The organism is Acinetobacter halotolerans (genome assembly GCF_004208515.1).
GTDB lineage: Bacteria > Pseudomonadota > Gammaproteobacteria > Pseudomonadales > Moraxellaceae > Acinetobacter > Acinetobacter halotolerans.
Window position 1 is genome coordinate 167,873 of record NZ_SGIM01000007.1, and the last position, 20,096, is coordinate 187,968.

Annotated in this window: 14 protein-coding genes; 11 read left to right on the forward strand and 3 right to left on the reverse strand. The window is 40.6% G+C overall.

The genetic code is table 11. The features are described 5' to 3' along the window. Positions 1-6 precede the first annotated feature (6 nt). The 7 genes from sdhA (at position 7) to sucD (ending at position 11,082) form a co-directional block, all read left to right on the forward strand. Positions 7-1,902, forward strand: a complete 1,896-nt coding sequence (gene sdhA / locus EXE30_RS10175; RefSeq protein ID WP_121928583.1) for a succinate dehydrogenase flavoprotein subunit — start codon at positions 7-9, stop codon at positions 1,900-1,902. Positions 1,903-1,916: 14 nt separating this feature from the next. Next, positions 1,917-2,627 carry a succinate dehydrogenase iron-sulfur subunit gene (locus EXE30_RS10180; protein WP_130162280.1) on the forward strand — a complete coding sequence of 237 codons (711 nt, stop codon included), beginning with the start codon at positions 1,917-1,919 and terminating at the stop codon, positions 2,625-2,627. A 719-nt stretch (positions 2,628-3,346) separates the two neighbouring features. Then, on the forward strand, positions 3,347-6,187 hold the full coding sequence (locus tag EXE30_RS10190) for a 2-oxoglutarate dehydrogenase E1 component (RefSeq protein WP_130162281.1): 2,841 nt from the start codon (positions 3,347-3,349) through the stop codon (positions 6,185-6,187). After that, entirely contained in the window at positions 6,187-7,380 is a 1,194-nt protein-coding gene (gene odhB / locus EXE30_RS10195; protein WP_130162282.1) for a 2-oxoglutarate dehydrogenase complex dihydrolipoyllysine-residue succinyltransferase, read from the forward strand. The genes EXE30_RS10190 and odhB overlap by 1 nt, the downstream gene beginning before the upstream one ends. Before the next feature lie 60 nt (positions 7,381-7,440). Further along, positions 7,441-8,874 (forward strand): dihydrolipoyl dehydrogenase, encoded by a 1,434-nt coding sequence (gene lpdA / locus EXE30_RS10200; protein ID WP_130162283.1) that lies wholly within the window; start codon positions 7,441-7,443, stop codon positions 8,872-8,874. Between the two features lie 136 nt (positions 8,875-9,010). Then, positions 9,011-10,177: an ADP-forming succinate--CoA ligase subunit beta gene (gene sucC, locus EXE30_RS10205; RefSeq protein WP_003655470.1), complete on the forward strand. Its 1,167-nt coding sequence runs from the start codon at positions 9,011-9,013 to the stop codon at positions 10,175-10,177. Between the two features lie 14 nt (positions 10,178-10,191). Then, positions 10,192-11,082, forward strand: coding sequence for a succinate--CoA ligase subunit alpha (gene sucD, locus EXE30_RS10210; protein WP_004669189.1), 891 nt, complete (start codon positions 10,192-10,194; stop codon positions 11,080-11,082). Positions 11,083-11,154: 72 nt separating this feature from the next. Here the strand turns inward: sucD and EXE30_RS10215 are convergent, their stop codons facing one another. The 3 genes from EXE30_RS10215 to trpS all read right to left on the reverse strand — a co-directional run bounded on the left by EXE30_RS10215 (position 11,155) and on the right by trpS (position 14,972). Beyond that, positions 11,155-12,864 (reverse strand): flotillin family protein, encoded by a 1,710-nt coding sequence (locus EXE30_RS10215; protein ID WP_130162284.1) that lies wholly within the window; start codon positions 12,862-12,864, stop codon positions 11,155-11,157. A gap of 32 nt (positions 12,865-12,896) precedes the next feature. Further along, on the reverse strand, positions 12,897-13,541 hold the full coding sequence (locus EXE30_RS10220) for a YqiJ family protein (protein ID WP_130162285.1): 645 nt from the start codon (positions 13,539-13,541) through the stop codon (positions 12,897-12,899). A gap of 417 nt (positions 13,542-13,958) precedes the next feature. Next, positions 13,959-14,972, reverse strand: a complete 1,014-nt coding sequence (trpS, locus tag EXE30_RS10225; RefSeq protein WP_130162286.1) for a tryptophan--tRNA ligase — start codon at positions 14,970-14,972, stop codon at positions 13,959-13,961. A 164-nt stretch (positions 14,973-15,136) separates the two neighbouring features. Here trpS and EXE30_RS10230 point away from each other — a divergent pair, with 164 nt between their 5' ends. From EXE30_RS10230 to EXE30_RS10245, 4 genes are all read left to right on the forward strand, one after another. Next, the gene (locus EXE30_RS10230; RefSeq protein ID WP_130162287.1) at positions 15,137-16,060 is read left to right on the forward strand and encodes a DUF808 domain-containing protein; all 924 of its coding nucleotides are present in this window, start codon (positions 15,137-15,139) and stop codon (positions 16,058-16,060) included. A gap of 30 nt (positions 16,061-16,090) precedes the next feature. Next, positions 16,091-16,984, forward strand: coding sequence for a KPN_02809 family neutral zinc metallopeptidase (gene ypfJ, locus EXE30_RS10235; protein WP_130162288.1), 894 nt, complete (start codon positions 16,091-16,093; stop codon positions 16,982-16,984). A gap of 132 nt (positions 16,985-17,116) precedes the next feature. Further along, positions 17,117-18,616 (forward strand): cation:proton antiporter, encoded by a 1,500-nt coding sequence (locus EXE30_RS10240; protein ID WP_130162289.1) that lies wholly within the window; start codon positions 17,117-17,119, stop codon positions 18,614-18,616. Between the two features lie 359 nt (positions 18,617-18,975). Beyond that, a partial coding sequence (locus tag EXE30_RS10245; RefSeq protein ID WP_130162290.1) for a BapA/Bap/LapF family prefix-like domain-containing protein occupies positions 18,976-20,096 on the forward strand: 1,121 nt, incomplete at its 3' end.

Below are 20,096 nucleotides of genomic sequence, written 5' to 3' on the forward strand. Positions count from 1 at the left end.
GAAGAGATCATGGCAACTACCCCTAAAGAAAATTATTCAAACATCCAAACCCTATCATTTGACGCAGTTATCGTTGGTGGTGGTGGTTCTGGTATGCGTGCTGCTTACCAACTTGCTCAAGCTGGTTTAAAAGTTGCGGTATTGACCAAAGTATTCCCAACGCGTTCGCATACTGTTGCTGCTCAAGGTGGTATTGGTGCGTCGTTAGGTAATATGCAGGAAGATAACTGGCACTATCACTTTTATGACACGGTTAAAGGTTCTGACTGGTTAGGTGATCAGGACGCAATCGAGTTTATGACGCGTGAAGCACCGAAAGTTGTTTATGAGCTTGAACACTTAGGTATGCCTTTTGACCGAAATGAAGATGGTACGATCTACCAGCGTCCATTTGGTGGTCACTCTGCAAATTACGGTGAAAAAGCGGTTCCACGTGCTTGTGCTGCTGCTGACCGTACTGGTCATGCATTGCTTCATACTTTGTATCAAAGCAACGTGAAAATGGGGACTCAGTTTTACGTTGAATGGATTGCATTAGATTTAATCCGTAACGAAGCAGGCGACGTACTTGGTGTTACAGCGATTGACCAAGAAACTGGTAATATTGCTGTGTTCCAAGCCAAAGCAACATTATTTGCTACTGGTGGTGCAGGTCGTGTTTACCGCGCATCTACCAATGCCTATATCAATACTGGTGACGGTCTTGGTATGGCGGCGCGTGCAGGTATTCCATTACAAGATATGGAATTCTGGCAGTTCCACCCAACAGGTGTTGCGGGCGCAGGCGTATTGTTGACTGAAGGTTGTCGTGGTGAAGGTGGTATCCTTCGTAACAAAGACGGCGAACCATTTATGGAACGTTATGCACCGACTTTAAAAGACTTGGCACCACGTGACTTCGTATCACGTTCTATGGACCAAGAAATTAAAGAAGGTCGTGGCTGTGGTCCTAAAGCGGATTATATCTTATTGGATATGACGCATTTGGGTGCTGAAACGATTATGAAGCGTCTACCATCTGTATTTGAGATTGGTAAGAAGTTTGCAAACGTTGACTGTACCAAAGAGCCAATTCCTGTTGTGCCAACAATCCATTATCAAATGGGTGGTATTCCTACCAATATTCATGGTCAAGTGGTTGTACCGCATGGCGTGGAAGAAGGTGAGTTTTCTGCACATTATGATAAAGATTCGAAAGAATATACCTATAAAGGTACGCGTGATTATGTAAAACCTGTTAAGGGCTTTTACGCAATTGGCGAATGTTCTTGTGTGTCTGTACATGGGGCAAACCGTTTAGGTACGAACTCATTGCTTGATTTGGTTGTGTTTGGTAAAGCAGCGGGTGAACATATCATTGATTACGTGACTAAACATCATGGCGATGACTATGCTCCACTTCCAACAGATGTATTGGAAAATACATTGGCGCGCGTGCGTAAATTGGATGAATCAGCTACGGGTGAAAATGCACAAGAAGTTGCAGATGTTATTCGTGACATCGTACAAGACCATGCTGGTGTATTCCGTACTCAAGCGTTGCTTGACAAAGGCGTGAAAGAAATTCTTGCGATTGAATCACGTGTGCGTAACATTCATTTAAAAGACAAATCTAAAGTATTTAACACAGCGCGTGTTGAAGCATTAGAAGTTGAAAATTTATATGAAGTTGCAAAAGCAACCTTGATTTCTGCTGCTGCTCGTAAAGAGTGTCGTGGTGCGCATACTGTTGTTGATTATGAATTAGCACCTGATCACCCGACTTATTCTTATGGCCGTCGTGATGATGAATGGATGAAACATACGTTATGGTATTCAGCAGACAATCGTCTTGAATATAAGCCAGTTCGTTTCAAACCATTGACGGTTGAAGCAATTGAACCTAAACCACGTACATTCTAATCGGGAGAACAAAGATGAGTAGAGGCACTCGTACATTCGAAATCTACCGCTATGATCCTGATAAGGACAAAGCGCCGTACATGCAAACTTTTAAACTTGAGTTAACGGATAAGCATCGTATGTTGCTTGATGCGTTACTTGCGTTGAAAGTGCAGGATGAGACATTAACATTCCGCCGTTCATGCCGTGAAGGTATTTGTGGTTCGGATGGTGTGAACATCAATGGTAAAAATGGTTTGGCTTGTTTGTGGAACCTAAACGACCTACCAGAGAAGATTGTGATTCGTCCTTTGCCTGGTTTGCCAGTGGTAAAAGACTTGGTTGTAGATATGAACCAGTTCTATGACCAATATAACAAGATTCACCCATTCTTGATCAATGATCAACCTGCACCAGCTAAAGAGCGTTTACAGTCTCAAGCAGAGCGTGAGCATTTAGATGGTTTGTATGAATGTATTCTTTGTGCATGTTGTTCAACAGCATGTCCATCATTCTGGTGGAACCCTGATAAGTTCCTTGGACCATCTGCATTGTTAAATGCATATCGCTTTATCATTGACTCTCGTGATACAGCAACGCAAGAACGTTTGGCTCGTTTAGACGATCCATTCAGCTTGTTCCGTTGTAAGGGAATCATGAACTGTGTATCAGTATGTCCTAAAGGGTTGAACCCGACGAAGGCAATTGGCCACATTCGTAATATGCTGTTAGATCAAGCTGGTTAATCTAGTTTTCTAATGCAAAAACGGAAGTTTCGAAAGAAGCTTCCGTTTTTTATTTGTGGGTGTTTTTGACTTGAAATGGCTGTTGAATGCACTACTGGGCGTGTTAATTAAATATATAAGTCATACTGTTAAGTATAATAATAAAAATAGATATCGGGTGCGATGCTTTATTTTTAAACACTGTGCATGATGTTTGTGCAAGTTTTGTAGAGAATCTTAAACTTTGGTCGATAAAAGCGCAACTTTTATAAAAAGGGCGGTATATTAGAGCATAATTTGTAGTATGTATTTCGCTGCTTTATGGATGGTATGTGTCAAAAAAATCAATCCAAGCGTGATAACATGTTAGCATTTCTGCCACAGCTAAAAGCAAAAAATAAGTTTATCCTTAGAGGTGTCTTTGGTTGACATCTTAGGGGGTTATTTTAGCTTTTTCTGGGAGTCATTTTAGAAAAGTTAAAGATCGATTTAATTTTTCTAAAATGATTTGCAAAAAATTGCTCGATTTCATCGAGTATAAGAATGAGTTATGTGCTTTGGATTGAAAGTGCATAGCTCATTTATTACATCAAAGGAAGTATTCCGGATGTGTAGTAATGATGTCTCAGGGTTGTAAGATCTTGGGCTGTAGTGTCTTGTTACCAATTTGACATTATGAATCATGGGTGTGCTTAAAAGGCAACCCGTAATATTTTTTGCAATAGGAAATGGGTCCAAAAATGCAAGAAGTTGCTGACGCGCTGCGTCTTGACACTGAACTTTCTGCTGATAGTGCAGCGTATATTGAAGATCTTTACGAGCTGTACCTATCTTCTCCAACCTTAGTCTCTGAGGATTGGCGTGAATATTTTGATAAATATCCTAAAGGTGATCAGCCACACGGTAATGTGCGTGAACAGTTCCTTTTATTAGGAAGAAATGCCAATCGTGTGCAACCTATGGTACAAAGTACTGTTAGTACAGAGCATGAGCGTCGTCAAATTGGTGTTTTACAACTCATCGCTGCGTATCGTAACCGTGGTCATCAAAAAGCTAAACTCGATCCATTAGGTCTTGCGAAACGCGAAGAAGTTCCTGACCTTGACCTCTCTGTACACAATCTAACTAAATCTGATTTAGATACTGTATTCAATACAGGCAATCTCGCAATTGGAAAAGCAGAAGCAACATTGTCAGAAATGATTGAGGCAATGGAAGCAACTTACTGCGGTTCAATTGGTGCAGAATATATGCATATTGTTGACACCAAAGAAAAGCGTTGGATTCAACAACGTTTGGAAAGTGTTCGCGGTAAATTCCAGTTAAATGCAGAGCAGAAAAAAGCTGTGCTTGAGCGTTTAACGGCAGCTGAAGGTTTGGAAAAATACCTCGGTAACAAGTTTGTTGGCGCAAAACGTTTTGGTGTGGAAGGCGGCGAGTCTTTTATTCCGATGGTCAATGAGCTGATTCAACGCGCTGGTGCAGTGGGTTGTAAAGAAGTTGTGATTGGTATGCCACACCGTGGTCGACTCAACCTTCTTGTCAATATTATGGGTAAAAACCCTGCGGATCTTTTTGGTGAATTTGAAGGCAAAAGCATTCATAAAAAAGGTTCTGGTGATGTTAAGTACCATCAAGGTTTCTCATCTAATGTCATGACCTCAGGCGGTGAAGTTCACTTAGCTTTGGCATTTAACCCATCTCATTTAGAAATCGTTGGCCCTGTGGTTGAAGGTTCCGTACGTGCGCGTCAAGTGCGTCGTAAAGATATTGGTGGCGATGACGTACTTCCACTGATTGTTCACGGCGATGCTGCATTTGCAGGTCAAGGCGTGAACATGGAAACTTTCCAAATGTCACAAACACGTGGCTATACAGTTGGTGGTACGGTTCATATTGTGGTTAATAACCAAGTTGGTTTTACCACATCGGATCCACGTGATACGCGTTCAACCGAATACTGTACTGATGTTGCGAAAATGATTCAGGCACCAATTTTCCATGTGAATGGTGATGACCCTGAAGCTGTTATTTTTGCAACTCAAATTGCGCATGATTTCCGTCATGAATTCCGCAAAGATGTGATTATCGATTTATTCTGTTACCGTCGTCGTGGTCATAACGAAGCAGATGAACCATCTGCAACTCAGCCAATGATGTATCAAGTGATCAACAAGAAGGCAACAACGCGTACGTTGTATGCGGATCAACTTGTGCAAGAGAAAGTGCTGGATCGTGCGACTGCTGATCAAATGGTAGAAGATTACCGCGCAGACTTAGAAGCAGGTAATCATGTTGCCAATGCCTTAGTTCGTGAACCAAACAAACATATGTTTGTGGATTGGACACCTTACTTGGGTCACGACTATACAGACGATTGGGATACTAGTTTCAATATCGATCGCTTAAAAGAACTTGGTAAAACGATGAATACATTGCCAGAAGGTTTTGTATTACAGCGTCAAGTGCAAAAAGTAATTGATGATCGTACCAAAATGCAAGCAGGCGAAATGCCGCTCAACTGGGGTGCTGCAGAAACGCTTGCTTATGCAACCTTGCTTGATGATGGTTTCTTGGTTCGTATTACAGGTGAAGATGTTGGTCGTGGTACATTCTCACACCGTCATGCCAAACTACATAACCAAGTCGATGGTTCAGTTTATATTCCACTTTGCCATATTAAAGAAAATCAACCACGTACTGCTGTATATGATTCTTTATTATCTGAAGAAGCTGTACTTGCGTTTGAATATGGTTATGCAACCACTTTGCCAAAGAGTCTGATCGTTTGGGAAGCGCAATTTGGTGATTTCGTTAACTGTGCACAAGTGGTGATTGACCAATTTATCGCTTCGGGTGAGACCAAGTGGGAACGTGTATGCGGTCTGACCATGTTGTTACCTCATGGTTATGAAGGTCAAGGTCCTGAGCATTCATCTGCACGTTTAGAACGTTTCTTGCAACTTTGCGCAGAAGACAATATGCAAGTGATCACACCAACGACTCCAGCGCAAATCTTCCATGCGTTACGTCGTCAGGCTGTTCGTCCTATTCGTAAGCCATTGATTGTCATGTCACCTAAATCTTTATTACGTCACAAACTTGCGACTTCAACTTTAGATGAGTTAGCAAATGGTGCATTCCAAACTGTGATTGATGAAGTTGATCAAATCAACAAAGCTGAAGTGACTCGCTTAGTGCTTTGTGGTGGTAAGGTTTACTACGATTTACTCGAAAAACGTCGTGAACTCGGTCTAAACAATACGGCGATCGTTCGTATTGAACAATTGTACCCTTACCCAGAGCAACGCTTAGCTGAAGTCATGGCGGCATATCCAAATATTCAAGATCTTGTTTGGGCGCAAGAAGAACCGAAGAACCAAGGCGCTTGGTTATTCATCGTTCCTCGTTTGTATGAAAAAGTTCTTGAATCTGGTAAACAAATTCGTATTAGCTATGCTGGTCGTGAAGCATCTGCCGCACCTGCCTGTGGCTCACCGTACTTGCATGCAAAACAACAAGCTCAGCTCGTCAATGACGCACTTGCAATTGAAGCTGAACAATCAGGAGATTCTCAATAATGGCAACCGAAATTAAAGCACCGGTATTCCCAGAGTCAGTTGCTGACGGTACGATCGCAACTTGGCACAAGAAAGTAGGTGAACCTGTATCACGTGATGAAGTGATCTGTGACATTGAAACCGATAAAGTTGTTTTAGAAGTGGTTGCTCCAGCTGACGGTAGTTTGGTTGCAATCATCAAAGACGAAGGCGAAACTGTGCTTTCTGATGAAGTCATTGCACAGTTTGAAGCTGGTGCTGTTTCTGCGGCTGCTCCTGAAGCTGCTGCACCAGCGGCTGAAGCTCCTGCTGCATCTGCGCCAGCAGCTGCATCAACTCAAGCAGTTGATCAAAACCAAGCACCTGCGGTTCGCAAGGCATTATCTGAAACAGGTATCAATGCTGCTGACGTACAAGGTACAGGCCGCGGTGGTCGCATCACTAAAGAAGATGTTGCTGGTCATCAAGCTAAACCTGCTGCATCAGTTCAACCTTTAAGCGTTGCTGTAGGTGAGCGTATCGAAAAACGTGTTCCAATGACACGTTTACGTAAGCGTGTTGCTGAGCGTTTATTGGCTGCGACACAACAAACTGCAATGTTAACGACATTCAATGAAGTTAACATGAAGCCAATCATGGAAATGCGTAAGCAATATAAAGATGCTTTCGAGAAGCGCCATGGTGCTCGTTTAGGCTTTATGTCTTTCTTTGTTAAAGCGGCGACTGAAGCATTAAAACGCTACCCAGCAGTAAATGCGTCTATCGATGGTGATGATATCGTTTATCACGGTTTCTATGACATCGGTGTTGCTGTATCGAGTGACCGTGGTCTAGTTGTTCCTGTACTTCGTGATACTGACCGTATGAACTATGCGGAAATTGAAAACGGCATCCGTGACTATGCCTATAAAGCTCGTGACGGTAAGTTAGGTATCGAAGACATGACTGGCGGTACGTTTACGATCACCAATGGTGGTACTTTCGGTTCATTACTTTCAACGCCTATTTTAAACCAGCCACAAACTGCGATTTTGGGTATGCATAAAATCCAAGAGCGTCCGATGGCGGTAAATGGTCAAGTTGAAATCTTACCAATGATGTATTTAGCACTTTCTTATGACCACCGTTTAATCGATGGTAAAGAAGCTGTAGGTTTCTTGGTAACAATCAAAGAGTTGTTAGAAGAGCCAGCTAAACTCATTCTCGATCTTTAATACTACAAATATTCCCTCCCATATAGAGTGATCCTTTATGTGGGATTTTTGGAGATAAAAATGTCTCAACAGTTTGATCTTGTTGTTATTGGCGGTGGACCTGGTGGTTATGAAGCAGCGATCCGTGCTGCACAACTGGGTTTTAAAGTTGCTTGTATCGAAAAACGTATTCACAACGGTAAGCCATCTCTAGGTGGTACGTGTTTAAACGTGGGTTGTATCCCTTCTAAAGCATTACTTGATTCTTCTCACCGTTATGAAGCGACGATTCACGAACTTGCTGAACACGGTATCAGTACAGGCGAAGTTAAGTTCGATTTAGACACTTTGCTTGCTCGTAAAGACAAAGTGGTAGAACAATTGACAGGTGGTGTTGCTCAGTTACTGAAAGGTAATGGTATCGAGTGGTTACAAGGTACAGGCAAATTACTAGCTGGTAAAAAAGTAGAATTCACGCCATTTGAAGGTGACGTACAGGTTTTAGAACCTAAGTACGTGATCCTTGCGACGGGTTCTGTGCCTGTAAACATTCCTGTAGCACCTGTTGATGAAGACTTAATTGTTGACTCAACTGGCGCATTAAAATTCCCAGAAGTTCCAAAACGTCTGGGTGTTATTGGTGCAGGTGTGATCGGTTTAGAACTTGGTTCTGTATGGCGTCGCTTGGGTGCTGAAGTTGTTGTATTTGAAGCAATGGATACTTTCTTGCCAATGGCGGACAAAGCATTGGTGAAGGAATATCAAAAAATCTTGAAGAAACAAGATTTAGATATCCGTATCGGTGCAAAAGTATCTGGCACAGAAATTAACGGTCGCGAAGTAACCGTTAAGTATAACCAAGCTGGCGAAGACAAAGAGCAAGTGTTTGACAAGCTCATCGTTTGTGTAGGCCGTAAAGCATATGCAGAAGGTCTATTGGCAGAAGACTCTGGTATTAAATTGACTGAACGTGGTTTGGTTGATGTTAATGATCAATGTCTAACATCTGTTGAAGGCGTTTACGCAATTGGTGACTTAGTTCGTGGTCCAATGCTTGCACATAAAGCAATGGAAGAGGGTGTAATGGCTGTTGAGCGTATTCATGGTCATGCTGCTCAAGTGAACTATGACACCATCATCAGCGTTATTTACACGCATCCAGAAGCTGCTTGGGTTGGTCTAACTGAAGAACAAGCCAAAGAAAAAGGTCATGAAGTTAAAGCAGGTCAGTTCCCGTTTGCGGTGAATGGTCGTGCATTGGCTGCTGGTGATACTGCTGGTTTTGTTAAATTCGTTGCTGATGCCAAAACAGATCGCCTGTTAGGTATGCACGTTGTTGGTCCAAATGCATCTGATATTGTACATCAAGGTATGATTGCACTTGAATTTGTATCTTCAGTTGAAGATTTACAATTGATGACTTTTGGTCACCCAACATTCTCTGAAGTTGTACATGAAGCAGCGCTTGCTGTTGATGGTCGTGCAATCCACGCGATTCAACGTAAGCGTAAATAAATAAAAAGTGTGGTTCGCCACACTTTTTTTGAATGATGATGATCGCTTTTATAAGGTGATCATTTACTCAATATGTAGCAGTCTAGTTTTAAGTACATCTAGGCTGTATCACACAAACAACATAGTAGGTAACTAAATGAACTTACATGAGTATCAAGCTAAAGCGTTATTGAAAGAATATGGTATGCCAGTACAAGAAGGTATCTTGGCAACCAATGCAGACGAAGCAGTTGCTGCATTTGAACAGCTTGGTGGTAAATTCGCAGTAATGAAAGCGCAAGTTCATGCTGGTGGCCGTGGTAAGGCTGGTGGTGTTAAAGTTGCAAAATCTAAAGAAGATGTTATTGAATTTGCAAATAATATTATTGGTACTCGTCTTGTAACGTATCAAACAGATGCAAATGGTCAACCAGTTAACAGCATTATTGTTGCTGAAGACGTTTACCCAGTTGAGCGTGAGCTTTACTTAGGCGCGGTTGTAGATCGTTCTAGCCGTCGCATTACTTTCATGGCTTCTACCGAAGGTGGTGTAGAAATCGAGAAAGTTGCGGAAGAAACTCCTGAAAAAATTATCAAAGTTGAAGTTGACCCATTAGTTGGCTTACAACCATTCCAAGCGCGTGAAGTTGCGTTTGCTTTAGGTTTGAAAGACAAGCAAATCAGCCAGTTTGTTAAAATTATGGCTGCTGCTTACCAAGCATTTGTTGAAAATGACTTTGCATTATTCGAAATTAACCCACTTTCAGTTCGTGAAAATGGCGATATTTTATGTGTTGATGCGAAAGTAGGTATCGATTCCAACGCGCTTTACCGTTTACCTAAAGTTGCTGCTTTACGTGACAAATCTCAAGAGAATGAGCGTGAATTAAAAGCATCTGAATTTGATCTTAACTATGTTGCTTTAGAAGGTAACATCGGTTGTATGGTGAATGGTGCTGGTCTTGCAATGGCAACAATGGACATCATCAAGCTTTATGGTGGCCAGCCTGCAAACTTCCTTGACGTTGGTGGCGGTGCAACTAAAGAGCGCGTAATCGAAGCGTTCAAAATCATCCTTGCTGATACTTCTGTACAAGGTGTTTTAATCAACATCTTCGGTGGTATCGTACGTTGTGACATGATTGCTGAGGCGATTATTGCAGCGGTTCAAGAAGTAAACGTAACTGTTCCAGTTGTTGTTCGTTTAGAAGGTAACAACGCTGAATTAGGTGCTAAATTACTTGATGAATCTGGTTTGAAATTAATTTCTGCGAACGGCTTGTCTGATGCCGCAGAAAAAGTTGTAGCTGCAGTTAAAGCGTAAGGGGAGTATCAATCATGAGCGTATTAATTAATAAAGACACTAAAGTATTGGTACAAGGTTTTACTGGTAAAAACGGTACTTTCCACTCTGCACAAGCTTTAGACTACGGTACAAAAGTTGTTGGTGGTGTGACTCCGGGTAAAGGTGGTTCAACTCACCTTGACTTACCTGTATTTAACACAATGAAAGAAGCTGTACGTGAAACACATGCTGATGCAACTGTGATCTATGTACCAGCTCCATTCGTTTTAGACTCAATCATTGAAGCGGTTGATTCTGGCGTTAGCCTGATCGTTGTGATCACTGAAGGTGTTCCAACAATCGACATGCTTAAAGCAAAACGCTACTTAGAAACTAACGGTAACGGTACACGTTTAGTTGGTCCTAACTGCCCAGGCGTGATCACTCCAGGTGAATGTAAGATTGGTATTATGCCAGGTCACATTCATCAACCAGGTCGTATTGGTATCATCTCACGTTCAGGTACATTGACTTATGAAGCGGTTGCTCAAACAACTAAGCTTGGTTTAGGTCAGTCTACTTGTATCGGTATTGGTGGTGACCCAATCCCAGGTATGAACCAGATCGAAGCGCTTCAATTGTTCCAAGACGATCCAGATACTGATGCAATCATCATGATCGGTGAGATCGGTGGTACAGCGGAAGAAGAAGCTGCTGAATTCATCAAATCTAACGTGACTAAACCTGTAGTCGGTTACATCGCTGGTGTAACTGCACCTAAAGGTAAGCGTATGGGTCACGCTGGTGCGATCATTTCTGGTGGTCAAGGTACTGCTGAAGAGAAATTCGCTGCATTTGAACGCGCGGGAATGGCTTACACTCGTAGCCCAGCTGAGCTTGGTTCAACAATGATGCAAGTATTGAAAGAGAAAGGTTTAGCGTAATACGTTAGATTTTAATCTTAAAAAAACCCCAATATTGTTATTGGGGTTTTTTTTATTGTGGGGTATAAATAATTATTCAGCTTTCGGTTTTAACCCTTGAGTCAAACCATTAATATCACCGCCTTGTAAGCCAAGTTCACTCATCAAGCTATCGATGAGAGGCGCTTGTGAGCGATAGCGTAGGGCGCTATTCACGACCTGATCTGATAAAGATGCTTGGCCATTTTCAACTGCTTCGCCAGATGCACTGCTTCCACCAGCAAAACCACCTAAACCATTGACCTGTAAAATTTTGATGTCATCAATATTTTCCATTGGTTTAACACTTTCACGAATAATATCTGGTAAGTGTTTAAGAAGTGCTAAGCGTACTTGCATTTCTACCTGTTCAGCAGAGAGTACGTTGGCTGCTTCATTGACAGCACGTGTACCTTCCGCATCAACTTGGTATTGTTTTTCCAATGCTTGAGCAAGCAATATTTTTGCATCCGCTTCACCTTTTGCTTTTAATCGTACTTTTTCAGCTTCGGCTTCAGCACCAATACGGACTGCCTCAGCTTCATCAGCAGCAGCCTTTTTACCTGCATCAGCAGCCACCGTAATCGCAATCGCATCTTTCTCAGCAGTTTGTTTTGCTGCAACCAATTCAACGGCTTTCTGACGCTCTGCACGTTGTGTTTCACGCACGGTGATAACTTCTTCTTCTGCTTTTACTGCCTCAGCCCGGGCCTTATCGGCTTGCGCTTTGGCTTCAGATTCAGCACGAGACTTTTCAGCAATGGCAATGGCACGATCTTGCTCAGCAAGTTCAATGGTTTTCTTTTGTTCGACTTCTGCTTTTTGAATGAGCTGAGCTTTTTGAATATTTTCATTTTCGACATCACGTGCCGCAGCAATACGCTTTAATTCAACTTCACGTTCAGCAGCAATACGTGCTTCTTCAGCTTCACGTTTTTTGCCAGCTTCTTGAGAAGCGATTTCCGCTGATTGTTCAGCTTTACGAATTGAAATTTCTCGCTCTTGTTGTAGTTTTGCGTATTCTTCTTCACGTGAAATTTCAAGACGTTTACGCTCAGCTTCTAAATCCTTGCTGCGAATGGCAAGATCAGTATCTTGTTCGATATCGTTACGTTTTTTACGACGGTCTTCAATGGTTTCTGTTAGCTTGGTTAAACCCTCAGCATCGAATGCATTTTGAGGGTTGAAAAACTTAAAGCTGGTTTGATCCAAGCCTGTTAATGATACTGTTTCGAGCTCTAAGCCATTCTTCGATAAATCTTCTGATACGACTTGCTGAACTTTTTGCACGAAGTCGACACGTTTTTCATGTAGCTCTTCCATTGCCATTTCTGCGGCAACTGCACGTAAAGAGTCTACGAACTTACCTTCGACTAAATCTTTTAATTCAGGCGGGGACATGGTTTTTCTGCCCAGCGTTTGAGCAGCCGTTGCAATTGATTCAGCTGTTGGTTTTACGCGAACATAAAACTCGGCCATAACATCGACACGCATACGATCACGTGTAATTAAAGCTTGGTCAGCAGCACGCTTCACTTCTAAGCGTAAAGTATTCATATTTACAGGAATGATTTCATGTAAAACTGGTAGTACAATCGCACCACCATTTAAAATCACTTTTTCACCGCCCCAACCTGTACGTACAAAAGAGACTTCTTTACTTGAACGTGTATATAATCGAGCAATTACAACACCAATAAAAATCAGTACAGCAAAAATAATACCCGTAATAATTAGAATTTCAGTCAATGCTGAAGTAAGCATTTAAATACCCTCTATGTAAATAATATAAAAAATTAAGTGGCAATTGCTTGAAAGCCAATTTTGGTTCTTTGCGTTAAAATAACGTCTTGTCCTTGATAAAATATAATATCAAGTTCTGGTTCAACTAAGACATAATGTGTCTGACCAAATTGATCTTTAACTTTGGCTTGTGCGGGGGAGTTAGGTTTTGCTTCGCCTAAAATAATTTGTGCGGTCAGCCCAATCAGTTCATCACTATGAATCGCAGTAGTTTCATCTTTTGGGATGATTTTCGCAACAAAAGCGGCGCTATAACGCACAATAGGCATGCAAAGAAACAAACATGCTGGTGCGATCAACCAAGCTGAAAAATAATGCTCAGTCAAAAGGAAAAAAATATTTTGAATAATTAAGCCTGTTAACCCATAAGCCGTTAGGAAAATAATTAGCCAAATTAATAGCGGAACTTTACCTAGATACAGCCATTCAAGCAGTTGAGTAAATGGATTATTTGAATGTTCAATTGAGATATCTGCATGATTTACATCGGTTAGGCTATCTGGTAGAAACTGTTCAATAAAACTAGAACTACCACCCAGTAATAATAAGATTAATTCTAGTATGCCAATAAATAAGCATAGCATTAAAGCAATACTAAAAATAAAATTGGATGGGTGTGTGAGGAGTTCTAAAATCATTGAGATTACTCTTATTTCTTTTTTGAAAGAATTAATAAATTTTTTATAAAAATAAAACAGTTATAAGGATAAATGTAAGCTGCATTAAATTCAACTTAAATTACTCATATTATAGAGGCGAAAAAAAACGCAGTGATTGGGGTGATCACTACGTTGAACAACGAATCTGTTTAAAACAGTTTCGGTTGAAAAGGAGAAATGTCATAAGATTAGTGTTTGCTAATCTACATCGCAATATTAGTCAAAAACATGACTGTTTTCATGGGTATTCGTGTTAACTACTGTTAACTACTGTTAATAGCTGACAAAAAATGTTAGTTTTTGATGGTATGGGCAAGTTCTTAAATTAGACTTAAATCAATTGGTTATACAAAAAAAGCCCTAAAAATGGGCTTTTTATGTGAAAAGTATAATAAATTAGAATTTAAATAACCCTAATCCAGCTTTGACTTCGTCCAGCGTTTGTTGAGTAATATCTCTACACTTTTCGGTGCCTTGTTTTAAGATATCCATGATGTAATCAGGATCTTTTTCTAATTCGGCACGACGTTCGCGAATTGGTGCGATTAACTCTTGTAAAATTCCTTCTAGACGTTTTTTCACCGCACCATCACCTAAACCGCCACGACGGTAATGCGCCTTTAACTCTTCTACTTCTGCCTTATTTGGATCAAAAGCATCGAGGTAGGTAAATACAATATTACCCTCTACTTGGCCTGGATCTTCGATACGCAAGTGATTTGGATCGGTATACATCGCGTTCACTGCTTTTTTAATGTCTTTATCCGAAGCATTTAACACAATAGTGTTGCCTAATGATTTAGACATTTTAGCTTTACCATCAAAGCCAGGTAAACGTGCCATATTCGATAATAACGCTTTGCATTCAGGCAATAGATCATGACCAATTTGTCGATTAACACGACGCACAACTTCATTTGTTTGCTCGATCATTGGCAGTTGGTCTTCACCAACAGGGACAACAGTTGCTTTAAATGCTGTGATATCTGCTGCTTGAGCGATTGGATAACATAAGAAACCGGCAGGAATGTCACGCTCAAAGTTACGTAGCTGAATTTCTGCTTTCACAGTTGGATTTCGCTCTAAACGCGCTACAGTAACGTAGTTGAGGTAAATCATCGTGAGTTCATTCAGTGCAGGCAAACAAGACTGTACACAAATAGTGGTTTTACTTGGGTCAATGCCAACCGCTAAATAATCTAAAGCAACTTGAAGAATATTATTGCGTACTTTCTCTGGATTATCGGCATTATCAGTGAGTGCTTGAGCATCTGCCAATAAAAGGTGTTGATGATGACTATCTTGTAAACCTACACGTGAACGTAATGAACCGACGAAGTGTCCGAGATGAAGTTGTCCAGTAGGGCGGTCGCCTGTCAAAATGATTGGGCGATTATCAGCATTACTCATGATATGTTCCGAGATTCAGTTGTTTGATCAATATAAGATTTGGATTATTGTACGGTAAATATTTTTTTTTCGTCAGCGATTGCTTCAACTTTTTATAAAATTAATGTTGTGAATTTATAGCGTGATTCTACTATAGTGAAATAAATACGAATAAGGAAACAACTATGGCTAGTGGTTTATTATTATTGCTCGATGATATTGCAACGGTGTTAGATGATGTTGCGGTCATGAGCAAAATGGCTGCAAAAAAAACGGCAGGTGTGCTGGGGGATGATTTAGCACTCAATGCACAACAAGTCAGTGGGGTGCGTTCCGAACGTGAGTTACCAGTGGTGTGGAGTGTTGCAAAGGGATCGTTTGTAAATAAATTAATTTTAGTCCCATTAGCGTTGTTAATAAGTGTTTTTGCTCCTTGGTTAATTAATCCATTGTTAATGATTGGTGGATTATTTCTTTGTTATGAAGGGGTGGAAAAAGTTGTACACACATTCCATCATAAAAAAGCAAAAACTGCAGAAGAGGCAAATGAAAACCTACAACAAATTGAGTTGGATTTAGTAAAGTTTGAAAAAGAAAAAGTAAAAGGTGCGATTCGCACCGACTTTATTTTATCTGCTGAAATTGTGGTGATTTCGTTAGGTACAGTTGCAACTGCGGCATTTATGACTAAAGTATCTGTATTAAGTGTGATCGCTATTGCGATGACGATTGGTGTTTACGGTTTGGTCGCAATGATCGTTAAGATTGATGATTTAGGTTTATATTTAACACAACAAGTTTCTGAATTTAAAAATAAAATAGGGCGTGGTTTACTCGCTTTTGCACCAGTATTAATGAAAACTTTATCTATTGTAGGGACGATTGCGATGTTTTTAGTGGGTGGTGGCATCATCGCACATACCATCCCTCTGCTGCATCATTTTACTGAAGAAACAGTAGATCATTTAGAACTAATCCCAAGTGTGGGCTCCATCATTGGGGCTATTACACCGACATTAATAAATTTTGGAATCGGTTTAGTTGCTGGCGCTATTGTGCTGATTATTGTCAGTCTTATTCAGAAAGTATGGTCAAAAGCATCTACTTAAAATAGCGTTATCTAAGCGTGTGAGGTGGTTATGCGTTGGAAAGGTCGTAGAGTCAGTACCAATGTTGAAGACCGTCGTGGTGGTGGCGGAGCAAAGGCAGGCGGCATTAGTATTTTAGGTTTGGTAATCGCTTTTGTTGCATGGAAATTTTTTGGTGTTGATCCACAACAGGCTTATCAGGCAACTCAAGCCGTAACGAGTGCTCAATCTACTCAAGAAGGGAGTGTTCCCCAAAACTTAACTGCTGATCAAAAAGAGGCAAGTGATTTTGTTGGAACTGTGTTGGCTGATACCGAAGATACTTGGACGCCTATTTTTCAGCAAATAGGAATGACTTATAAACCCCCAAAATTAGTGTTGTTTAGTGGTGTGGTTCGTTCTGGTTGTGGTTCGGCGCAAGCTGCTATGGGGCCATTCTACTGTCCCGCTGATCAGAAGGTTTATATTGATACTTCTTTCTTTAAGGATATGCGGCAGCAAATGGGCATTTCTGGAGAGCAAAATCAAACGGAACTTTCTCGTCAAGACCAAGCAGGTGATTTCGCTCAGGCGTATGTGATTGCTCATGAGGTCGGGCACCATATTCAAAATTTATTGGGTATTTCGAGCCAAGTGCAGCAAGCACGTGCTCAAGCGAGTCAAACTCAAGGCAATCAACTTTCGGTTCGTTTGGAATTGCAGGCGGATTGTTTTGCAGGAATATGGGCAAATAAAAATCATCAACGAACACAATTTTTAGAGCAAGGCGATATTGAAGAAGCGATGGATGCCGCTAAAAAGATTGGTGATGATTATTTACAAAGACGTGCTACAGGACAAGTTGTACCTGATAGTTTTACCCATGGTACCAGCGAGCAACGTATGCATTGGTTCCAATTAGGATTGAAGTCTGGGGATATCAATCAATGTAATACTTTTGCATAAGTGTTTGATATTTTTCATGTGTTTCTTATTTATACAGAAGGCATATGAGGGGTTCTAGGGCTTGGTGAATGATGTTTTTTGAAATTTAGATGAAATGTGTTGTTTTGAAGTCAAGAAGAATAAAGAGGTCACATGGGTAATTATATTCTTTTACAAGCATTAACGGTGATTTTTGCATTATCCATAGCAACGACTATTTTTAATAAACGTATATTGGGTTTTCCACAAGCAATTGGTGTCCCAATTGTCTCTGCAATTTTTGTTTTCATATTGCAATGGGGCGCTAGCTTATTACATGGCAATCAATTTATTAACATTAATATTGATAATATTGAATCTGCTGTTCGTGGTATTGATTTTTATGACTTTTTAATAAATGGGGTAATCTGTTTTATCCTGACTTCATCTGCACTGAAATTTAAAATCTCAGATCTTCGAAACTATTGGAAACCCATCGGTATTTTAGCAACGATTGCATTGATACTTTGTGCTGGTTTTTATGCAAGTTTACTTTATTTATTTCAATGGATAGTGGGCTATCCAGTACCGATAACGGTTTTATTATTACTTGGGGCTGCATTAGGTGCAACGGATCCGATCGGTATTAAGAGTGTATTAAGTTCAATCCGTGCACCTCATCATTTAATGGTTAAGCTAGAAGGTGAGTCACTGTTTAATGATGCGATGTGTATTGCCTTATTTATGACCCTGCTCAATGTTATACAGGGTGAGCATTTTTCATTAATCACAACTGTTGAAACTTTATTATACGAGATATTGGTTGCAGTCATCATTGGTTTTGCATTTGGTTTTGGTATTTTACGTTTGTTGCGCGGCAAGCATGAGATGGAATCATTGATTTTAACGACGGCTTTATTAGCAAGTGGTTCTTATTTGGTTGCGTTATTCGCTCATGCCTCAGCTCCAATTGCATGTGTTATCGGCGGCTTGATTGTTGGTAATAAATGGCAAGAGATACGTGAGCAGCGTGAGATACGTGAAGTGAATCATTTTTGGCATACTGTTGAGGGAATCATTAACTCATTCCTTTTTACCTTAATTGGCTTAGAGTTATTTATTTTAGACTTAAATGCTAGTTTGATTATTGGTGGGATTGTGGCTTTCCTTATCTTGCATTTATCAAGATTTGTTGCAAATTTCTCAGCTTTTGCTTTATTCCCTTCGTTTCGTAAAAAAAGTTACAATGGAAGTCTAGCGATTTTATCTTGGGGAGGCGTGAGAGGTGGCATTTCACTGGCATTGATTCTTGCCGTTGCAAATATACCTGCACTTAGTGCGTATAGTAGTATATTGATTGGCTATACATTTATTAGTGTACTATTATCTGGTGTTGTATGTGGTTTGGGTTTGCCAGCAGTAATGAATGCTTTTTATTATAATCCAAATCAAGCAACAAAAGGCTTAAAAGGATTTTATCAGCGTATCTGTAATAAGATGAACCGCCGTGGTTTTAAGTACATTATTAGTGAGGATTCATTGGGTAAGGAGGTTATTACAATTTATAACCCTGAGGTTTTATTAGATCAAAAAACTGAGGACGGAGTTGCAACGATGCATCATCCGAATAAACGAGAAGAAGTTAGACGTTTGGAGGATCCCGATAATTTTTAAAATTAAATTACTATTCCAATCTATATTTTTATAACTTTTGTAAGGAGGAAGAAATTAAAATGGTTTTTATTATTTAATAAAATTAAATACAGTTTTTACATCTATTGATGTTTTAATGTAATTGAAAAACCAAATAAATTGAAAAAAATATTAAAAAATAAAAGCTTGAATTTTCAAGTTAAACTAGCCTTGTCTTGCATAAACATTATTTTTTGTGGGCTATTTAACATTTTTAAAAATTGGTTTAGAGTAGAGTTGAAAACTGTATTGAGTTTAAAACACAACAAACCACGTAAACACTTAGCACTTGAATCAATAAGCAGTTGAAAACAAATACATTATAATTGAGGAACAGGATCATGTCCGAAATACAAATAATTTCGAAGGAAAGTCATAAAACACTTTCTAGTACAGCGGATAATACGGCCGTATTATCCCCCTCTCAACCCGCAGTAGTACTTGTCAAAATAAATATGCAGGATGTTGCACAAGTAAAAAAAGATGGAACGAATGCTGTTATCTTTTTGAAAAATGGAGAACAGATCGTCATTCAGAATTTCTTTGCGAGTGACAATAGCCAAAATCTAGATAATAGTTTGGTTTTTCAGGGCGATGATGGAAAATTAATCTGGGCTAAATTCAAAGACTCAGAAAGTGATTCAGACGCCGATGCCGACGCTGATGCTGATGCCGACGCTGATGTTGAGCCAGATATGGAGGCTGCTGTTTATCTGGAAGAGACACCTGTAGCTGTTCCTGCTGTAGTTCAAGCACCAGTTTCAGATGCTGTTTTTCAACAAATCGATTCAATTACCCCGCTACTTTATCATGATGGCGGGATAAGTCCTTGGCTATGGGGGGTACCACTAGTTGCTGGCGGAATTATTGCAGCAGCAAGCGGAGGCAGTAGTAAAAAACGAGATAATGACGAAAGTGATTCGGATTCCGATTCCGACTCTGATAGCGACAGCGACTCAGACAGCGATTCCGATTCTGACTCTGATAGCGACAGCGACTCAGACAGCGATTCCGACTCTGATAGCGACAGCGACTCAGACAGCGATTCCGACTCTGATAGCGACAGTGACTCAGACAGCGATTCTGACTCTGATAGCGACAGCGACTCAGACAGCGATTCTGACTCTGATAGCGACAGTGACTCAGATAGCGATTCTGACTCTGATAGCGACAGCGACTCAGACAGCGATTCCGACTCTGATAGCGACAGTGACTCAGACAGCGATTCTGACTCTGATAGCGACAGTGACTCAGACAGCGATTCCGACTCTGATAGCGACAGTGACTCAGACAGCGATTCTGACTCTGATAGCGACAGCGACTCAGACAGCGATTCCGATTCTGACTCTGATAGCGACAGTGACTCAGACAGCGATTCTGACTCTGATAGCGATTCTGACTCTGATAGCGATTCCGATTCTGACTCTGATAGCGACAGCGACTCAGACAGCGACTCAGACAG

What these genes read in the sequence shown, in the direction of transcription:
- EXE30_RS10180 (WP_130162280.1), top strand. Translation starts at nt 1,917, where the DNA reads ATGAGTAGAGGCACTCGTACATTCGAAATCTACCGCTATGATCCTGAT.
- EXE30_RS10190 (WP_130162281.1), top strand. Translation starts at nt 3,347, where the DNA reads ATGCAAGAAGTTGCTGACGCGCTGCGTCTTGACACTGAACTTTCTGCT.
- odhB (WP_130162282.1), top strand. Translation starts at nt 6,187, where the DNA reads ATGGCAACCGAAATTAAAGCACCGGTATTCCCAGAGTCAGTTGCTGAC.
- lpdA (WP_130162283.1), top strand. Translation starts at nt 7,441, where the DNA reads ATGTCTCAACAGTTTGATCTTGTTGTTATTGGCGGTGGACCTGGTGGT.
- sucC (WP_003655470.1), top strand. Translation starts at nt 9,011, where the DNA reads ATGAACTTACATGAGTATCAAGCTAAAGCGTTATTGAAAGAATATGGT.
- sucD (WP_004669189.1), top strand. Translation starts at nt 10,192, where the DNA reads ATGAGCGTATTAATTAATAAAGACACTAAAGTATTGGTACAAGGTTTT.
- EXE30_RS10215 (WP_130162284.1), bottom strand. Translation starts at nt 12,864, where the DNA reads ATGCTTACTTCAGCATTGACTGAAATTCTAATTATTACGGGTATTATT.
- EXE30_RS10220 (WP_130162285.1), bottom strand. Translation starts at nt 13,541, where the DNA reads ATGATTTTAGAACTCCTCACACACCCATCCAATTTTATTTTTAGTATT.
- trpS (WP_130162286.1), bottom strand. Translation starts at nt 14,972, where the DNA reads ATGAGTAATGCTGATAATCGCCCAATCATTTTGACAGGCGACCGCCCT.
- EXE30_RS10230 (WP_130162287.1), top strand. Translation starts at nt 15,137, where the DNA reads ATGGCTAGTGGTTTATTATTATTGCTCGATGATATTGCAACGGTGTTA.
- ypfJ (WP_130162288.1), top strand. Translation starts at nt 16,091, where the DNA reads ATGCGTTGGAAAGGTCGTAGAGTCAGTACCAATGTTGAAGACCGTCGT.
- EXE30_RS10240 (WP_130162289.1), top strand. Translation starts at nt 17,117, where the DNA reads ATGGGTAATTATATTCTTTTACAAGCATTAACGGTGATTTTTGCATTA.